Genomic DNA, 17,000 nt, shown 5'->3' on the forward strand with positions numbered 1-17,000 from the left:
CGGAGAATTGATCGAGGCAGTCGGCCTGACGAAGCGCTATGGCGCCAAGACGGCCGTGTACAACCTGTCGTTCCAGGTAAGGCCGGGCACGGTGACCGGCTTCCTGGGGCCCAACGGCTCCGGTAAGTCGACCACCATGCGGATGATTCTGGGCCTGGACGCACCGACCTCGGGGCGGGCCACCATCGCCGGCCGGCCCTTCCGCAGCCTCCCCAACGCTCCGCGCCAGGTGGGCGCGCTGCTCGATGCCAAGGCCGTGCACGGCGGCCGCAGCGCGCGCCAGCATCTGCTCTCGCTCGCCCAGCTGTCCGGTATTCCCGCCCGCCGGGTCGACGAGGTGCTGGGGGTGGTCGGTCTGCAGGACGTCGCGGGGCGGCGCTCCAAGGGCTTCTCGCTCGGTATGGGCCAGCGGCTGGGCATCGCCGCGGCGCTGCTCGGCGATCCGCAGGTGCTGCTCTTCGACGAGCCGGTCAACGGCCTCGACCCCGAAGGCATCCTGTGGGTGCGCAACCTGATGAAGCAGCTGGCGGCCGAGGGCCGTACGGTCTTCGTCTCCTCGCATCTGATGAGCGAAATGGCGCTGACCGCGGAGCACTTGGTCGTGATCGGCCGTGGACAGCTGATGGCGGACATGCCGGTCAAGGACTTCATCTCGGCCAACTCCGCCGATTTCGCCAAGGTTCGTACGCCGGACACCGAGCCGGAGCAGCGCGAGAAGCTGACCGCCGCGATCGCCGAGGCCGGCGGGCAGGTCGTGCCCGAGCCGGACGGCGCACTGCGGGTGACCGGGCTGCCGCTCCCCCGTATCAGCGATGTGGCGCACCGGGCCGAGGTCCGGCTGTGGGAGCTGTCGCCGCACCAGGCGTCGCTGGAAGAGGCGTATATGCAGCTGACGCAGGGCGCCGTGGACTACCGCTCGACACACGACCAGCGGGCCGGTCTGCAGGGTGCCCCCGCCGGGTACACCCCGCAGGGCGCCGCACCACAGGGGTTTGCGGGCGGACCCGGATACGCGGCCGGGCAGCCGGGCCAGGCACCGGCCGGCGTTCCCGGCCAGGGGCAGCCGAACCCGTACGCCCAGCAGGATCCGTACGCCCAGCAGGCGGCCGGGGCGGCTCCGGGACCGGGCTATCCGCCGCCGGCGCAGGCTCAAGGTCACCCGTACGGGTCACCCGAGTCCTACGGCGCACCTCACCCGTACGGGCAGCAGCACGCCGCACCGATGCCGCCCGCCGCCCCCGCCGACCAGCCCACGCCGCACCACGAGGACGCCCGATGACCAGCCCTCAGCAGCCGCAGCCCCAGCCGCAGCCTGAGCGCGGACCCCACGACACCGGCGCGCAGCAGCAGCCGATGCCGGCCGCGCCCCCGATGCCGCCCGCCGCCCCGCAGGGCGCCGCACCGCAGCAGCAGGGCACCCCGCCCCAGGCGCAGCCCGCCGGTCCTGAGCAGCCCGCGCAGCAGCCGGCGCCACAGCAGCACGCGCCCGCCAAGGAAGCGGGCACGATGATGCTCCAGGCCCAACAGGCCCCCGGGCAGCCCGCACCCGCCAAGGAAGCGGGCACGATGATGCTCCAGGCCCAACAGGCCCCCGGGCAGCCCGCACCGGCCCAAGAGGCGGGCACCATGACGCTCCAGGCCCAGCAGGCACCGCAGCCCCATCAGGCCCCGCATGCCCAGCAGGTGCCCGTGCCGCAGCCGCTCGCCGCGCACGGACCGGGCAAGGACGCGGGCACGATGATGCTCCAGGCCCAGGGCCAGGCGCCGGCCCAGGGCCAGGGCCAGGGCCACGCCCAGGGCCAGGCCCCGCAGCCTCCCGCCCAGCCGCACCCCCAGCAGGCCTACGCCGGCGGACCGGGCGGCTATGTCTCGCCCATCCCGGTGCGCCCCACCCACCTCGGCCATACGCTGCTCTCCGAGTGGACGAAGATCCGCTCCGTGAAGTCGACGCTCTGGACGGCGGGCGTGATGATCCTCCTGACGGTGGGCATCGGCCTGCTGACGGGCTCGGTCGTCGCCGGGCACAGCGACACGCTCGGCCCCGACTCGCCCCTGAGCTATGGCACCTTCGGGATGATGATGGGCCTGATCCCCCTGATCACGCTGGGCGTGCTGGTGATCTCGTCCGAGTACGGCACCGGAATGATCCGCACCACCCTCACGGCCTGCCCGGCCCGCGCCCGGGTCCTGACGGCCAAGGCGATCGTCTTCTTCATCCTGAGCTTCGTCCTCGCCCTGGTGACCACGACGGTGGTGGCCATCGCGCAGTACTCCATGGTCAGCGGCCTGGAGATCAAGAACGAACCGACCGGAGCGGACTGGCTCAAGGCCACGGTGGGGGTGAGCCTCTTCGTCGCCATGATCGGGCTGCTCTCGCTGGCCGTCGGCGCCCTGCTGCGCCACTCCGCGGGCGCGATCACGCTCATGATCGGCGTCTATCTGCTGCCGTTGGTGCTGGCGATCTTCATGCAGGCGGAGAGCCTCAAGGACATCCAGCTCTGGCTGCTGGAGTACGCGCTCCCCAGCCAGCTCGGCGTGATGTTCAGCAGCACCCTCACCAACTCCGGCCCGTCCGGCTGGGACCCCCTGTGGATCGTCACGGGCCTGACGGCCGTCACCCTCGGTGCCGCCTACGCGGTCATCAACAAGCGCGACGTCTGAGACGGTCCGGCCGCACCGGCGCCCCCCGGGCGCGAGGAGCCGGCAGGACGTTGCCCTGAGCCCCGAAAGGGAGTATCTGCCCTAGTATCGGGGCGCGTTACGGGACCGCTGGAGCCGCGCGCTCCGGCGGTTCCGTGCGTTCCAGCACGCCTTGTGCCAGTGCCGGCGGTCGTCGACGTCACCGTGCTGCGGCCAGGCGACCACATGCGGGACCCCGGGCGGGATCTCCTGGTCGCAGCCGGGGCAGCGGTAGCGCTTGGCCGCGCCGCCGCCCCCGACGTGCCGCACGACCCAGTCCTCGCCGCGCCACTCCTCGGTGGTCTCCCAGCCGCCGCTGCCGGGAGGCGCCCCCACCCGGCCGTAGGGGTCACCGCCCGTGCGGTCGATGGGCTTCGCACCGCCGTGCTGGCGGTTTCGGCGCGGGGACACAGAACACCTCGGATATGTACGGAGTCACGGGCTGTCACCAGCGTACGCGGCGCGGTCAGGGGTGGACGCCGCTCGGCAGGATTCTGCGATCATCAGGAAATTTCGCGTCAGGCCGTGCCCTTGGCACGTGTCACACGTTGTTGCCTGTAAGGGGGAGTCGCGTCGGCTGCGAGGAGGCAGAGAGCGATGCGCGTTGGGGCTTTCATCCTGGCCGCTCAATTCCCCGGTCAGGGACAGGGGGAAGCACTGCACCGCGCGGTGCGCTCCGCGGAGGTCGCGGAGGAGGCCGGACTCGACGATGTCTGGCTGGCGGAACACCACTTCGTACCCTACGGCGTCTGCCCGAACGCGGCGACGCTGGCCGGGCTGCTGCTGGGCCGGACCCGCAGGATCGGGGTCGGGACGGCGGTGAGTGTGCTGCCGACCCAGCATCCGGTGGCACTCGGTGAACAGGCGGCGCTGCTGCACCTCACCTCCGACGGGCGGTTCACGCTCGGTGTCGGCCGGGGCGGTCCGTGGGTCGATCTGGAGGTGTTCGGTTCCGGACTCGAAGCGTATGACCACGGCTTCCCGGAATCGCTCGATCTGCTGATGCGCTGGCTGCGGGAGCCCCGGGTCGGCGCGCAGGGCGAGCGCTATACGTTCCGCGAAGTGGCGGTGGTACCGCGTCCGGCCGAGGCGCTGACCGATCCGGACGATCCGGGAGCCGGGCCTCCGGGCCCGCCGGTCGTGGTCGCCTGCACCTCCCCCTCATCGGTGCGCACGGCTGCCGCGCGCGGGCTGCCCATGCTGCTGGGCATGCACTGCGGCGACGAGGAGAAGGCGGAGATGGTCGCGTTGTGGCGGACGGCCGCGCGGGAGGCCGGGCTGGACGGCGACGAGGTGGCCGCGGCCGGGCATGTCTCGGCCGGCGTGGTGCAGATCGCCGACGACCGCGAGGCCGCGCGCGAGACCCTGACGAAGGCGATGCCCGGCTGGCTGCGGCAGGGGCTGGGCGCCCATGTGACGGTCGACGGCCGCTATCGCGCGATGCGCGATCCGCAGGCCTATACGGAGTTGCTGTGCGGGCTGCACCCCGTCGGTCCGCCGCAGCTGTGCGCGGACCGGCTGGCGGCGACCTCGGAGCGTACGGGCATCACACGCTTCGCGCTGCTGGTCGAGGGCTCCGGCGACCTTGCGGCGACGGAGGAGAACGTCCGCCGGCTGGGCACGGAGGTGCTGTCGCAGCTGGAGTGACCGGGCCCGGTACGGCGGACGGCATGCGGAGGCCGTGGGGGGGGTGACGGTGCCTGCTGCGATGCGCTGCTGCGAGGGCGCCGCACAAGAGAGCGGTACGAGGCAACGGTCGCCCTGCTGTGAGTGGTGCTGCCGCTGGCGCACCGGCACGGTGCGGTCATCACCGTGTGCGCAGCGGCAGCAACGTCGTTCAGCAGTCGCGGAGTTCGGGCGACTGGTTCAGCAGCTGACCCCGGATGGACGTGAAGCGGGCCAGTCGGTCGTCCACCACCGGGTCGAGCGGGAAAACCGCGACACGGTGGCAGTTCTGAAAGGCGAGCCGCACACCGAAGTGGCGCTCAAGGGAACCACGGATGGCGTCACTCGCCAGCGCGCGCAGCAGCTGGCCGCGCGCCTGCTCGTCCGGCGGCGGCGTCTGATTGTCGGCGAACTCTCCGCCGTCCACCTTCAGCTGGGCCACCAGAGAGCTGATCATCCCCCATGCATAGGGCAGGGAGGTCCGGACGCAGTCGACAAATGCGGCTTCGTCGACCTCGCCTCGCTCGGCCTGTTCGAGGAGGGCCGGTGAGACGTCGAGCGACATGAGGTTCTCCTCTCGCGGACCCGCCGGGAAGGACGGGGCCTAGGGACGGGACTGGGGGCTTTGCGACGGAGCGTGTTCGATTCACAACCCCCCGCTGCAACGGTATGCCGCGCAAGGGGCCCGCACCAGGAGATTGCACATACAACCGGCCATTGGTGAGCGCCGGGGGTGCGGGGATATCCCCCGTAAAGGCACAGTGATCCAGGGCGAATCGCGTGGGGGGCCTCCGGTCGAGTAGCGTTTCGCCCCATGCGTCTCGTCATCGCCCGCTGCTCCGTGGACTACGCGGGCCGGCTCACCGCCCATCTCCCCTCGGCCCCTCGCCTCATCCTGGTGAAAGCGGACGGCTCCGTCTCCGTTCACGCGGACGACCGGGCCTACAAACCCCTCAACTGGATGTCGCCGCCCTGCACTCTCAAGGAGGGCGACGGGGAGGTGTGGACCGTCGAGAACAAGGGGGGCGAGAAGCTGATCATCACCCTCGAGGAGGTCATGCACGACTCCTCGCACGAGCTCGGCGTCGACCCGGGACTCATCAAGGACGGGGTGGAGGCACACCTCCAGGAGCTGCTGGCGGACCGGATCGAAACCTTGGGCGAGGGATACTCGCTGATTCGGCGTGAATACCCCACTGCCATCGGCCCGGTGGATATCTTGTGCCGGGACGCCGACAACCAGACCGTCGCCGTCGAGATCAAGCGGCGTGGTGAGATCGACGGAGTCGAGCAGCTCACCCGCTATCTCGAACTCCTCAACCGGGACCCGCACTTGGCGCCGGTGAAGGGCATCTTCGCGGCGCAGGAGATCAAGCCGCAGGCGCGGGTGCTGGCCACCGACCGCGGTATCGGCTGCGTCGTCCTGGACTATGACGCGCTGCGTGGCATCGAGGACGACAAGCTGCGTCTGTTCTGACCCCGCGGCCCCGGAGCGGCGGCCGCACAGCACGAGGGCCCGGTACGTGTGTACCGGGCCCTCGTGCTGTGCGCCGCCCGGCCGCCGGCCGGGATGGCGCGGGGCCGTCAGCCGGCCGGGGCGCTCTGCGTACCGGAGCCGGAGGGGGCCGTTCCGTTCGACGGTGTGCCGCCGGACGGAGTGGTGTCAGTGCCACTGGGGGAACTGCCGGAGGCAGTGGTGCCGGCGCTGCCGGACGGGGTGGTGCCACGGCCTCCGGAGGAGCTGTCGGAGGGGTTGGCGGCCGACTGCGACGGGCTCTGGGTCGTGGGCTTGCCCGTGGGGTCCTCGCTGGGCGTGGGCTCGCCGGAATCCGTCGGCGAGGTACTCGTGGACGGCTCGTCGGTCGGCGAAGGCGTACGGGTCGGCCGGCCGGTGGGCGAAGTGGGCCGCCCGGTCGGCTCGGTCGGGTCGGTCGTCGGACCCGTGGGCCCGGTGCTGGGATCGGTGGGCGAGCCACTGGTGGCGGGGTCACTGGCGGACGGCGACGGGCTCTGCGAGTGCGTGGGGGTGCCGGGCCGGGAGGTGCCGGGGCCGGTGGGCGGCAGGCTGGAGCCCGTGGCGGGCTGCTCGGCCGGCAGGTCGCTGCTGTCGCCGTCGTCCGTGGTCTGCTCGGTGCTGACCTTGTCGTCGTGCGGGTGGTCACCACCGGTCGCCCCGAGGGTGACGACGGTGCCGAGGACGGCCGCCAGCAGCGCGCCGGCGCCCGCGGCCACGACATTGCGGCGCGCCCCGCCGAACACCCGCAGGGCGCCCTTGCTGCCGGTCTTGGTGCCGCTCCCGGTCACGGCAGGGACGGCCGTGGTGGCGGCGGTCGCGGAGGCACCCCGGGCGGTCATCGTGCCCACGGTCCCCTCGGCGCGTGCCGTCCGCAGCTTGGCGGTCGAGGCGCCGTCGCGCGGTGTGGCGGCCGGCTTCTTCAGTGCGCCCGGTGATGCCGCGGAGGCCGCGGCGACGGCTTGCGGGAGCGCCGTGGTGGCCGCCGCGGCCGCATCGGCCCGCGAACGGTCGGTGACCAGCGCCAGGGCCCGCCGTCCGGCCACCGCACCATTGCGGTCGGAGAGCACCCCGCGCAGCCCGATGGACGCCTCCAGCTCGGCGCGCGCCCGGTCCAGGCTGCCGGTGCAGAGCGCCAGCACGCCCAGCTCGTGGTGGAAGTAGGCCTCTTCGGCGACCTCCCCGGCCAGCCGTGCGGCCTCCTGGCCGTGCCGCAGGCTGCGCTCCCACGCGTTCCACTGCAGGGCGGCGGCGAACGCCGGGGCGGCCGTACGGGCGAGCAGCACGGCCGCGCTGGCGTGCCCGCTCTCCCGGCTCCCGGTCAGTGCGCCCATGGCTGCCAGTGCCACATCGGATTCGGCGGCGGCCCGCTCGGGCGTGACCGAGGGGTGACCGGCCCACCAGGCGTAGTGCTGAGCGGTGGTGTGCGCCCGTGCGGCCGCGCCCTCCGCGTAGCCGGCCGCCTCCAACTGCTCCTGGACGGTGGCGGCGAGCCGGTAGTGGCCGCCGACCGGGGTGATCAGGCCGCAGGCCAGCAGCTCGCCGAGGGCGGCGTCGGCGTGGGTGTCCTGGGTGAGGGCCGGCAGATGCGCCTGGTGGGGCAGCTCACCGCCGAGCGCGACGGCGAAGCGCAGCGTCTCCTGGGCGGCGTCGCCCAGCCGCGACGCGAGCAGCGGGGCGGGCGCGGCGGCCTCGCCGAGGGACGGCAAGGGCACCTCGGCCTGCTCGCCGGGCTCGGTGTCGGCGTCGTCGGCCGCAGTACGGGTATCGGCGGGGGTGCCGGTGTCGGTGCCGGCCGCCCCCTCCTCGGGGAAGAGGCCGTAGCCGTTGTCGAGGGCGCCCGGTGCACCCCGCATCCGGTCACGCTGCCGCAGCAGGGCGGCGGCCTGGACGAAGCGCAGCGGCAGCCCCTCGGACTCGAACCAGAGGTCGGCGGACCAGGCCTCCTCGTCGTCGGTCAGCGGCCGGTCCACGGCGCGCTCCAGCAGCCGGGCGCAGCCGGCCCGGCCGAGACCGCCGAGGAAGACCTCTTCGAGGTGCGAGCCGGGGCTGGGGGCCGCGACGTCGGGAGTGGCGGCGATCAGGAAGGCGCATTCGGGGGTGGCGTCGAGCAGTTCGTCGAGCGCGGCGCCGCCGAATTCCAGGTCGTCCAGGACGACGATGGCGCCGATCTCGGCGATCATGCGCAGCAGTTCGGGCCGGTCGGGGCGGTGCTGCGGGGCCCGGTACACGGCGGCGAACAGCGCGTACAGCAGGTCGGTGGCGGTGCGGTGGTAGCCGGAGAGCCGGATGACGCCGTCGGGGGCGAGGTCGGCGCAGGCGGTGGCGACGGCGTCCAGCAGCCGGGTGCGGCCCGAGCCGGAGGGGCCGGTGACGCGTACCGAGCGGCCGCGGGAGAGCAGCCGGACCAGGCGTTCGGTGTCCTCGGTGCGCTCTTCGAGCACGCCCTCGTGACCGGCGGCCCCGGGCAGGCCCGCGGGCACCGGGGGCGCGGCGGCGCGGGCGGCCGCGGCGCGCTCCTGCGGGTCGAGCCTGCTGGGGGCCTCGGGGCGCTCCCCGGGCGGGCAGGGTTCTATTTCGCTGCCGTCGACGGGGTTGACGGTGACGAGGTAGGGGCCCGAGACGAGCCGGGCGACGCGGGCGGGCCCGCCGGAGCCGCTGCGCGCGCCGCCGAACGCGGGGGCCGGCGGCTCGGCAGGGCTGCCCTGCTCGCCGAATTCCTCAGGTCCCCGGTGGCTGTTCGGGTCCATGCTGCAAGCTCCCAGATCTGGCGTGCCGACTGCGCTTCCGGCCGTCCGCACTCCCCCGGCTCCGGCAGGTCGTCCTCAGCCGTCGCGTCTGGTCCGGTGCCGCCGCGGATGATGACATACGGGCGGGAACCGAACCTTAGCCCCGGAGAGCGGGCAGGCGCACCGCCGGGGGGCGGCTCTGACCAGAACTTCCTGGATTGGTCGGTATCGCGCGGTTTACGACATTTCCGTGGCCCTGCTCTTCAGTTTTCGTCATGCTTCGGGCGCGATCCTGATCGCCCGGGGGACGCCTCGGACCCGGGTGCGGGAGGCCGGACCCGGGCGCGGGAGGCCGGACCCGGGCGCGGGACACCGGGCCCCTGCACGGGACGCCGGGCGGCCCGCCGCGCCCGCCTCACACCCGGGGAAGCGATTCCGCCTCGATGCCGCCCTCGATGGCCAGGATGCGGTGCAGCCGGGTGGCGACGAGCAGGCGCTGCATCTGGGGCGGCACTCCGCGCAGCACCAGCCTGCGGCCCACCCGGCCGGCGCGGCGGTGCGCACCCATGATCACCCCGAGGCCGGTGGCATCCCAGGAATCCAACTCGGTCAGGTCCAGCACGAGATCGCCCCGACCGGAGTCGACGGCGGCGTGCAGGGCCGTACGGGCGTCCGCCGCGCTGCGGACGTCGAGGCGGCCCCCGACAACCAGCTCGGCGTGGTCGCCCCTGATGTGCATATGCGCTCCCCGATGTCATGGGTGGTGACGCCTGAACGTCTACAGAACTGACTGCCTCTCATGCGGCGAAGTTGCCGCCTGTAAGCGAACCGATACCGAATTCACCCCTCGGGGCGACACCGCCGGCCCGAGGGGGCTGACGCGGCCTCAGTGCTCGTAGAAGCCCTGCCCACTCTTGCGACCGATATCGCCCGCATCGACCATTCGCCGCATGATCTCCGGCGGTGCGAACTTCTCGTCCTGGGACTCGGTGTAGATGTTGTCGGTGGCGTGCAGCAGGATGTCGACGCCCGTCAGGTCGGCGGTGGCCAGCGGTCCCATCGCATGGCCGAAGCCCAACTTGCAGGCGGTGTCGATGTCCTCGGCGCTGGCGACGCCCGATTCGTAGAGCTTGGCGGCCTCGACGACCAGCGCCGAGATCAGGCGCGTGGTGACGAAGCCGGCCACATCGCGGTTGACGACCACGCAGGTCTTGCCGACCGACTCGGCGAACTGCCGGGCGGTGGCCAGGGTTTCGTCGCTGGTCTTGTAGCCGCGGACCAGCTCGCACAGCTGCATCATCGGCACCGGCGAGAAGAAGTGCGTACCGACGACCCACTCGGGACGGGAGGTGACCGCGGCGATCTTGGTGATCGGGATGGCCGAGGTGTTGGAGGCCAGCACCGCCTCGTCCTTGACGAGCTTGTCCAGCGACTGGAAGATCTCGCGCTTGACGTCGATCCGCTCGAAGACGGCCTCGACGACGATATCGGCGTCGGCGGCGGCCTCCAGGTCGGTCGTGGTGGTGATGCGGGCCAGCGCCTGCTCGGCGTCGGCCGCCGACAGCTTGCCCTTGGCGACGAACTTCTCGAACGAGGCCTCGATACCGCCCTTGCCCCGGGCCAGCGCCCCGTCCGTCACATCGCGGAGAACCACGTCCCAGCCCGCCTGGGCGGAGACCTGCGCGATACCGGACCCCATGAGTCCGGCCCCGATGACGGCGAGCTTCTTTGCCACTGCTGTCCCCTCACACCCTGTGCATTTGACGGTCCTGAGTGACGTTAGCGCCCGTGAGCGATCGTTTGGAGGGTAAGAGATGCGCGTCACGCCCGCCCGTCACCCGACCACCGCCCCGTAACGAGGCCCTTCGGGCCACGGCGCCGACTATCCATGACGGACGTCACACCGCCGGGACCTGCGGGCGGCGCACGGAGGGGGACAGCCCGCCGTCAGCCGGACGCCCGTACGGCGTAGTTGAGGACCTTCTCCCCCAGCAGCTCCGCCATCTCGTCGAGGAGGACCAGAGCCTCGCGGGAGGCCTCGGCGGGCTTGCGGCCGGCGAGCATCTGGTGCGTGATCCAGCCCATCAGGCTCTGGTGCACCCAGCCGATCTGGCCCGCCATCAGGCCCGGCAGCGGATCGTCGGCCGTGGCGCCGGTCTCCTCCCGGAGCGTTTCCTCCAGGTTGAGGTGGGTCTCCTGCTGCATGTACCAGAGGCGGGCCTTGAGGGTGGGCGCCCCGTGCACCACCCTCATGAACTGGTCGTAACCCTCCATCAGACCCACCCGCGGCGAGACCGCCTCGACCTCCTCGCGCAGCTCCCGCAGCACGGCGGCGGCCGCCGACTCCCCGGCCGCCCGGCCGCGTACAAAGCGCGAGAGCCGGTCCACGACGCCCTCGCTCCGGTCGAAGAAGAGGTCTTCCTTGGCCGGGAAGTAGTTGTAGACGGTGTTCACGGAGACGTCCGCGGCCCCGGCGACCTCCGCAATGGTCACCGCGTCGAAACCGCGCGCCAGGAACAGGCCGGTGGCCACGTCCGAGATGTACTGGCGGGTCTGCCGCTTCTTCCGCTCCCTGAGCCCCTCTGCCATGCCCTCACCCTACCCTTCCCTGGGCACGATGAAATTTTGGAGGCATTGCAATTTTTCAGTCGCCCTGTTTTTCTATGGGCATGTCCGTCATCCACACGTCCGGACTCGCCCGGACCTTCACCACCCCACGCGGCACCGTCGAAGCGGTACGCGGGATCGATCTCACCGCCGAGCGCGGCGAGATCCTCGGCTTCCTCGGCCCCAACGGCGCCGGGAAGACCACGACCCTGCGGATGCTCACGACCCTGCTGGCGCCCACCGGAGGCACCGCGACCGTCGCCGGCTGCGACCTCGTCCGCGACCCGGCGGGCGTACGCCGCGCCGTCGGCTACGTCGCCCAGTCCGGCGGCGTCGACCCCCACGTCTCGCTGCGCGAAGAGCTGGTCACCCAGGCCCGCCTCTACCGTCTCGGCAAGGCCGAAGCCCTCGCCCGCGCCGAGGAGTTGGCCGCAGGCCTGGGCCTGGACGAACTGCTCGACCGCAAGACCGCCACGCTCTCCGGCGGCCAGCGGCGCCGGCTCGACCTCGCCATGGGCCTCACCCACCGCCCCCAGGTGCTGTTCCTCGACGAGCCCACCACCGGGCTCGACCCGGGCAGCCGCGCCGACCTGTGGGACCTCGTCCGCCGGATCCGCACCGAACACGGCACCACCGTCTTCCTGACCACCCACTACCTCGACGAGGCCGATGCACTGGCCGACCGGCTGGTGATCGTCGACAAGGGCGTGGTGGTCGCGGAGGGCACTCCGGACGCCCTCAAGCGCGCCCATGCCGGCTCCCCCGACGCACCCTTGCAGGACGCCTTCCTCGCTCTCACCGGGCGCGGCGCCACGCCCCACGACCCGGCCCCCGTCGCCGTCTAGGAGCCCCCTTGTCCTCCTCGCCCTCCTCGCCCTCCTCGTCTCCCGTGCCCCCCTCATCCCCTTCCTCCCCCTCGCCGTCCTTCTCGTCCTCCTCGCCCCTCTCCTCCTTCCTCTCCGACACCGCGCTGATCTTCGGGAGGTACGCCCGCCAGACCCTGCGCTCCAGGCTCCAGATGCTCTTCGGCGTGCTGATGCCGCTGCTGTATCTGCTCTTCTTCGGGCCGCTGCTGACCGATCTGCCGCTGTCCTCGCCCGGCAGCTCCTGGCAGGTGCTGGTACCCGGGCTGCTGCTCCAACTCGCCCTCTTCGGGGCCTCGTTCTGCGGCTTCGGCATCATCGTCGAGAAGCAGTACGGGGTCGTGGAGCGGATGCGGGTGACGCCGGTGAGCCGGCTGGCCCTGCTGCTGGGGCGGGTGCTGCGGGACGCCGCGCTGTTCGTCTTCCAGGCGGTGCTGCTGGTGCTGGCCGCGCTGGCCATGGGGCTGCGGGCACCGCTGCCCGGCATCCTCATCGGCTTTGCGTTCGTCGCCGTGCTGACCGTGGCGCTGGCTTCGCTGTCGTACGCGCTGGCGCTGAAGGTCAGCACACCGCAGGAGTTCGGACCGGTCATCAACTCCGTCACCATGCCCTCGATGCTGCTGTCCGGGCTGATGCTGCCGATGGCGCTGGGGCCCAAGTGGCTCGATGTGCTGTCGCACTTCATGCCGTTCCGCTATCTCGTGGACGCGATGCGGGCGGCTTTCGTCGGCTCCTACGCCTCCTCCGCCGTGCTCTACGGCGTGCTGGTGGCGGCCGCCTTCGCCACCCTGTCCGTGAGCTACTGCACCCGGGTCTTCCGCAGGTCCGCGGCGTAGGCTCGCCCTATGGTGAATCTGACGCGCATCTACACCCGCACCGGCGACAAGGGCACCACCGCCCTGGGCGATATGAGCCGTACCGCCAAGACGGATTCGCGGATCTCGGCCTACGCGGACGCCAATGAGGCCAACGCGGCGATCGGCGTCGCCCTGGCGCTCGGCTCGCTCCCCGAGGACGTCGCGGCGGTGCTGCTGCGGGTGCAGAACGACCTGTTCGACGTCGGCGCCGACCTGTCGACGCCGGTGGTGGAGAACCCGGAATTCCCGCCGCTGCGCGTCGAGCAGAGCTATATCGACAAGCTGGAGGCGGACTGCGACCGCTTCCTGGCGGAGCTGGAGAAGCTGCGCAGCTTCATCCTTCCCGGCGGGACGGCCGGCGCCGCGCTGCTGCACCAGGCGTGCACGGTCGTCCGCCGCGCGGAGCGCGCGACCTGGGCCGCCTTCGAGGAGCACGGCGAGACCATGAACCCGCTGACGGCCACCTACCTCAACCGCCTCTCCGACCTCCTGTTCATCCTGGCCCGTACGGCCAACAAGGAGGTCGGGGACGTGCTGTGGGTGCCCGGCGGAGAGCGCTGAGCGGCGGCGGCCGGGCAGGCGGGCCGGCGGGCCGACAGACAGCAGGCGGGCCGACGGACAAGGGGGCAGGCGGCGGGGACGCGTCCTAGCGGAGCGTCTTCTGCTGCGGCCGAGGCGCTTCCTCGGTGCCCCCGGTCCGGCCGCGCGGGTCCTTCTTCTGCCAGATGAGGTAGGTCAGCGCGATCACCGCGTGGATGCTGACGATCTTCAGCGAGGTGCCCTGCCACTCGTGCAGCGAGGTCGTGTCACCGCCGTCGCCGACGTACACGATCGCGGCCTGCAGCAACCCGCACGCGACCACGGCCATCAGCACCGTACGCAGCCACAGCTTCCCCTCGTGCTTGGCATAGTCGAGTCCGTACCGCTTCACCGGCGGCGGGCCGCCCGCGAACCGGTGCGCGAAGTGCCCGTCGACCCACTTGATCGTGTAGTGGCCGTACGCGACCGTGAAGCCGATGTAGACGGCGGCCAGGCCGTGCTTCCAGTCCGCCGGTGCACCGTTCTTCAGGTCGATCGCCGTGACGATCAGCAGGATCAGCTCCAGCAGCGGCTCCATCAGGAGCACCGCCGCTCCGGTCCGCGGCATCTTGGCCAGGTAACGCAGCGCCAGGCCGAGGGCCAGCAGCACCCAGAAGCCGACCTCGCAGGCGATGATCAGCACGACGATCACGGCTGTCTCCTTTCAGGGTTCTCCACCGAACACCTCAAGCCTTCCAGCGGCCGCCGCCCGCCACGTCGTCGCGCGCGATGATCCGGGACTGCATCTTTCGATGTAGCGCACGGCTCACGGGGATGCCCCGGACATGGAGGCATCAGGCCCCGGCGCCGTGTTTGATGGGGGCGTGACCGCCAGATCCCCCGCCGCCCCCGGCCGGCCGCACCGTCTCGATGTGCTCATCGCGGGCGGCGGGCTGCTCGGCGGGCTGCTGCTCTGGGCGATGAATCTGCACGGCGGTCCCTCGCCCCTGGGACTGTCCCCCTCGCTCACCCTGGTCGCGCTCACCGTGATGTCGGTGGCGGCGCTGATGCGCCGCACGGCCCCGATGGCGGCGCTGGCCCTCGCGGTGCCGGCCCTGGCGCTCGACATCGGTGCCGGCACCCTGGTCGCCACCGTCCTGATGTTCACGGACGTGGTCTATGCGGCGGTGCTGTACGGACCGGCGAACGCGGCCCGCCGGATCCCGCTGCACTCCGTCCTGGTCACCGTACTGGCGGCCATCGCACTGACCGCGGCCTGGCAGGACCCGCAGGTCGTGATGGTCATCATCAGCATCGCCCTGATCACCATCGCCCCGGCCTGGACAGGCTTCATCATCCGTAATCACCGCGACGCCGCGCAGGCCGCACAGCTGCGGGCCGAGCAGATCGCACTGCTGGCCGAGATCGACCGGACGCAGGCCGTGGTCGGCGAGCGGGCCCGGATGGCACGCGAGCTGCACGACATGGTCGCCAACCATCTGTCCGCCATCGCGATCCACTCCACCGCCGCGCAGTCCATCGACGACCCGTCGGCGACCCGCGAAGCGCTGGGGGTGATCCGTGAGAACAGTGTGCAAGGTCTGGCCGAAATGCGCCGTCTGATCGGGCTGTTGCGGGACCCCAAGACGGCCGACGGGGACGAGGAACCCGCGGCGACCCCCACACTCGACGGGCTGGACGCCCTGATCGACCAGGCCCGTACGAGCGGCGGCAGCAGCGGACTGACCTTCGAGCTGGAGGACGCCCGCAGCCCGGACGGGCCCGGAGCCGGGCCGAAGCCGACGGCGCCGGTCGCACTGGCCGCGTACCGCATCGTCCAGGAGTCGCTGACCAACGCGCTCAAGCACGCCGCGCCCGGCGAAGTGCGGGTGCGTCTCGCCCATGACCGCGGCGGGGCGCTCACCGTCGCCGTCCGCAGCCCGTTCGCCGACCGCCACGGCCCCCGTGCGCCCGGTTCCGGCAGCGGCCTGGTCGGGATGCGCGAGCGGACCGCCCTGCTGGGCGGGGCATTCGAGGCCGGCCCGGAGAGCGGGCCGGCCGGCAGAGTCTGGCTGGTGCGGGCAGCGCTGCCCGCCGCCGAGGAGGAAGAACAACGATGACAGGCGCCGACGCGCAGCCGATCCGGGTTCTCGTCGCCGAGGACCAGTCCGCCGTACGGGCCGGGCTGGTCCTCATCCTGCGCTCCGCCCCCGACATCGAGGTGGTCGGGGAGGCCGAGGACGGCGAGGAGGCGGTACGGCTCGCCCGCGAGCTGCGCCCCGCCCTCGTCCTCATGGACATCCAGATGCCCCGCCTCGACGGGGTCTCCGCCACCCGGCAGGTGGTCTCCGAAAAGCTGGCGGACGTGTTGGTGCTGACCACCTTCGACCTGGACGAATACGTCTTCGGGGCGCTACGGGCGGGGGCGGCGGGCTTTCTCCTCAAGGACAGCGACGCGGCCGCGCTGCTGACCGCGGTGCGCACCGTGGCGTCCGGCGAGGGGCTGATCGCTCCGGCGGTGACCCGGCGGCTGATCGCGGAGTTCGCCAGTCCGCGTACGGCCCTCCGGCGGCCTGCACGGGACGGCGGGACACCGGATCCGGCGGTCCTGGACGCACTGACGCCACGCGAGCGGGAAGTGCTGGGGTGCCTGGGGCGGGGGCTCTCGAACGCCGATATCGCGCTGCGGCTGGCCATGGCGGAGGCCACCGTGAAGACACATGTCAGCCGGCTGCTGGCAAAGCTGGATCTGCGCAGCCGGGTACAAGCGGCCGTACTGGCGCAGGAGTTGGGGGTGGACGGGCCGTAGAGGGCGGGGCGGGCCCGGGAGGGGTGGCGACGGGCCGAGGGGGCGGCGCGGCGGCGACGACGCACAAGGCCGCGGCGGCGGACGCCGTAGGGGCCGGCCGAACGCATCCCGTAAGGGACGCACGGCCCCCCTGCGGGGCCACAATCCGGCAGCGACCGAGGATATTCCCCGGGCCGCCCGAATCAAGCCACGTTCACCCTCCCCCAGACTCCGTCCGGGGGCACCCCCATCCAGCGAGGCGCTTTTTTCTAGGCCACATTGACCCTCCCCCAGACTCCGTCCGGGGGCACCCCCATCCAGCGAGGCGCTTTTTTCTAGGCCACATTGACTCGCTGGCCGGGTGGTGCCGCCTCCAGCCAGGCGAGGAAGCCGGTGAGCGCGTCCTCGCTCATCGCCAGTTCCAGGCGGGTGCCGCGGTGCCGGCAGGCGAGCACGATGGAGTCGGAGAGCAGCGCCAGCTCTTCCTCACCCTGCGGGGTGCGGCGCTCCAGGACCTCGATGGCGGAGCGCTCCAGGAGTCGGCGCGGCCGGGGCGCGTACGAGAACACCCGGAACCATTCGACCCGGTCGCCGTTGTAGCGCGACACACCGTAGATCCAGCCCTTGCCACCGGTCTCGTTCTCCGGCACGTGCCAGCGCAGACTGCAGTCGAAGGTGCCACCGGACCGCTGGATCAGCCGCCGCCTCAGTCCGAAGACGAACAGCCCCAGCAGCACCAGTACCACGACCACGCCGCTCACAAGCAGAGCGAGGACCATC

The 17,000-nt window shown here is 72.0% G+C and carries 17 protein-coding genes; 9 read left to right on the forward strand and 8 right to left on the reverse strand.

Annotated elements, in window-relative coordinates; all coding sequences use genetic code 11:
• Nucleotides 1-7 precede the first annotated feature (7 nt).
• Nucleotides 8-1,279, forward strand: coding sequence for an ABC transporter ATP-binding protein (locus OHS81_RS10810; protein WP_328384601.1), 1,272 nt, complete (start codon nt 8-10; stop codon nt 1,277-1,279).
• Nucleotides 1,276-2,661, forward strand: a complete 1,386-nt coding sequence (locus tag OHS81_RS10815) for an ABC transporter permease (protein WP_328384602.1) — start codon at nt 1,276-1,278, stop codon at nt 2,659-2,661. The genes OHS81_RS10810 and OHS81_RS10815 overlap by 4 nt, the downstream gene beginning before the upstream one ends.
• Nucleotides 2,662-2,742: 81 nt before the next feature.
• On the opposite strand, the gene OHS81_RS10820 is transcribed toward OHS81_RS10815, so the two are convergent.
• The gene (locus tag OHS81_RS10820; RefSeq protein ID WP_328384603.1) at nt 2,743-3,090 is read right to left on the reverse strand and encodes an ATP/GTP-binding protein; all 348 of its coding nucleotides are present in this window, start codon (nt 3,088-3,090) and stop codon (nt 2,743-2,745) included.
• 186 nt (nt 3,091-3,276) lie between these two features.
• Here OHS81_RS10820 and OHS81_RS10825 point away from each other — a divergent pair, with 186 nt between their 5' ends.
• Nucleotides 3,277-4,326: an LLM class flavin-dependent oxidoreductase gene (locus OHS81_RS10825; protein WP_328384604.1), complete on the forward strand. Its 1,050-nt coding sequence runs from the start codon at nt 3,277-3,279 to the stop codon at nt 4,324-4,326.
• A 190-nt stretch (nt 4,327-4,516) separates the two neighbouring features.
• Here OHS81_RS10825 and OHS81_RS10830 read toward each other — a convergent pair whose 3' ends face one another.
• Nucleotides 4,517-4,909 carry an SCO5389 family protein gene (locus tag OHS81_RS10830; protein WP_030080104.1) on the reverse strand — a complete coding sequence of 131 codons (393 nt, stop codon included), beginning with the start codon at nt 4,907-4,909 and terminating at the stop codon, nt 4,517-4,519.
• Between the two features lie 249 nt (nt 4,910-5,158).
• On the opposite strand from OHS81_RS10830, the gene nucS reads away from it, so the two are divergent.
• Nucleotides 5,159-5,821 carry an endonuclease NucS gene (nucS, locus tag OHS81_RS10835; protein ID WP_088800075.1) on the forward strand — a complete coding sequence of 221 codons (663 nt, stop codon included), beginning with the start codon at nt 5,159-5,161 and terminating at the stop codon, nt 5,819-5,821.
• A 107-nt stretch (nt 5,822-5,928) separates the two neighbouring features.
• Here the strand turns inward: nucS and OHS81_RS10840 are convergent, their stop codons facing one another.
• The 4 genes from OHS81_RS10840 to OHS81_RS10855 all read right to left on the reverse strand — a co-directional run bounded on the left by OHS81_RS10840 (nt 5,929) and on the right by OHS81_RS10855 (nt 11,175).
• Nucleotides 5,929-8,607, reverse strand: coding sequence for an ATP-binding protein (locus OHS81_RS10840; RefSeq protein ID WP_328384605.1), 2,679 nt, complete (start codon nt 8,605-8,607; stop codon nt 5,929-5,931).
• A 394-nt stretch (nt 8,608-9,001) separates the two neighbouring features.
• Nucleotides 9,002-9,325, reverse strand: a complete 324-nt coding sequence (locus tag OHS81_RS10845) for an STAS domain-containing protein (protein ID WP_086718276.1) — start codon at nt 9,323-9,325, stop codon at nt 9,002-9,004.
• A 147-nt stretch (nt 9,326-9,472) separates the two neighbouring features.
• On the reverse strand, nt 9,473-10,321 hold the full coding sequence (locus OHS81_RS10850) for a 3-hydroxyacyl-CoA dehydrogenase family protein (protein ID WP_328384606.1): 849 nt from the start codon (nt 10,319-10,321) through the stop codon (nt 9,473-9,475).
• Nucleotides 10,322-10,533: 212 nt separating this feature from the next.
• A complete protein-coding gene (locus OHS81_RS10855) occupies nt 10,534-11,175 on the reverse strand; it encodes a TetR/AcrR family transcriptional regulator (protein WP_328384607.1) in 642 nt (213 codons plus the stop codon).
• 80 nt (nt 11,176-11,255) lie between these two features.
• On the opposite strand from OHS81_RS10855, the gene OHS81_RS10860 reads away from it, so the two are divergent.
• From OHS81_RS10860 to OHS81_RS10870, 3 genes are all read left to right on the forward strand, one after another.
• Nucleotides 11,256-12,038, forward strand: coding sequence for an ABC transporter ATP-binding protein (locus OHS81_RS10860; RefSeq protein WP_328384608.1), 783 nt, complete (start codon nt 11,256-11,258; stop codon nt 12,036-12,038).
• Between the two features lie 125 nt (nt 12,039-12,163).
• On the forward strand, nt 12,164-12,892 hold the full coding sequence (locus tag OHS81_RS10865; protein WP_328391041.1) for an ABC transporter permease: 729 nt from the start codon (nt 12,164-12,166) through the stop codon (nt 12,890-12,892).
• A gap of 9 nt (nt 12,893-12,901) precedes the next feature.
• Nucleotides 12,902-13,474: a cob(I)yrinic acid a,c-diamide adenosyltransferase gene (locus tag OHS81_RS10870; protein WP_088800066.1), complete on the forward strand. Its 573-nt coding sequence runs from the start codon at nt 12,902-12,904 to the stop codon at nt 13,472-13,474.
• A gap of 85 nt (nt 13,475-13,559) precedes the next feature.
• Here OHS81_RS10870 and OHS81_RS10875 read toward each other — a convergent pair whose 3' ends face one another.
• Nucleotides 13,560-14,144 (reverse strand): hypothetical protein, encoded by a 585-nt coding sequence (locus OHS81_RS10875; RefSeq protein WP_328384609.1) that lies wholly within the window; start codon nt 14,142-14,144, stop codon nt 13,560-13,562.
• A 133-nt stretch (nt 14,145-14,277) separates the two neighbouring features.
• Here OHS81_RS10875 and OHS81_RS10880 point away from each other — a divergent pair, with 133 nt between their 5' ends.
• Nucleotides 14,278-15,552: a sensor histidine kinase gene (locus OHS81_RS10880; protein ID WP_443058680.1), complete on the forward strand. Its 1,275-nt coding sequence runs from the start codon at nt 14,278-14,280 to the stop codon at nt 15,550-15,552.
• Nucleotides 15,549-16,241: a response regulator transcription factor gene (locus OHS81_RS10885; RefSeq protein ID WP_328384611.1), complete on the forward strand. Its 693-nt coding sequence runs from the start codon at nt 15,549-15,551 to the stop codon at nt 16,239-16,241. The genes OHS81_RS10880 and OHS81_RS10885 overlap by 4 nt, the downstream gene beginning before the upstream one ends.
• A gap of 314 nt (nt 16,242-16,555) precedes the next feature.
• On the opposite strand, the gene OHS81_RS10890 is transcribed toward OHS81_RS10885, so the two are convergent.
• Nucleotides 16,556-16,999 (reverse strand): DUF2550 domain-containing protein, encoded by a 444-nt coding sequence (locus OHS81_RS10890; RefSeq protein WP_088800059.1) that lies wholly within the window; start codon nt 16,997-16,999, stop codon nt 16,556-16,558.
• Nucleotide 17,000 lies beyond the last annotated feature (1 nt).

The sequence above is a fragment of the Streptomyces sp. NBC_00400 genome, assembly GCF_036048035.1.
Classification (GTDB): domain Bacteria; phylum Actinomycetota; class Actinomycetes; order Streptomycetales; family Streptomycetaceae; genus Streptomyces.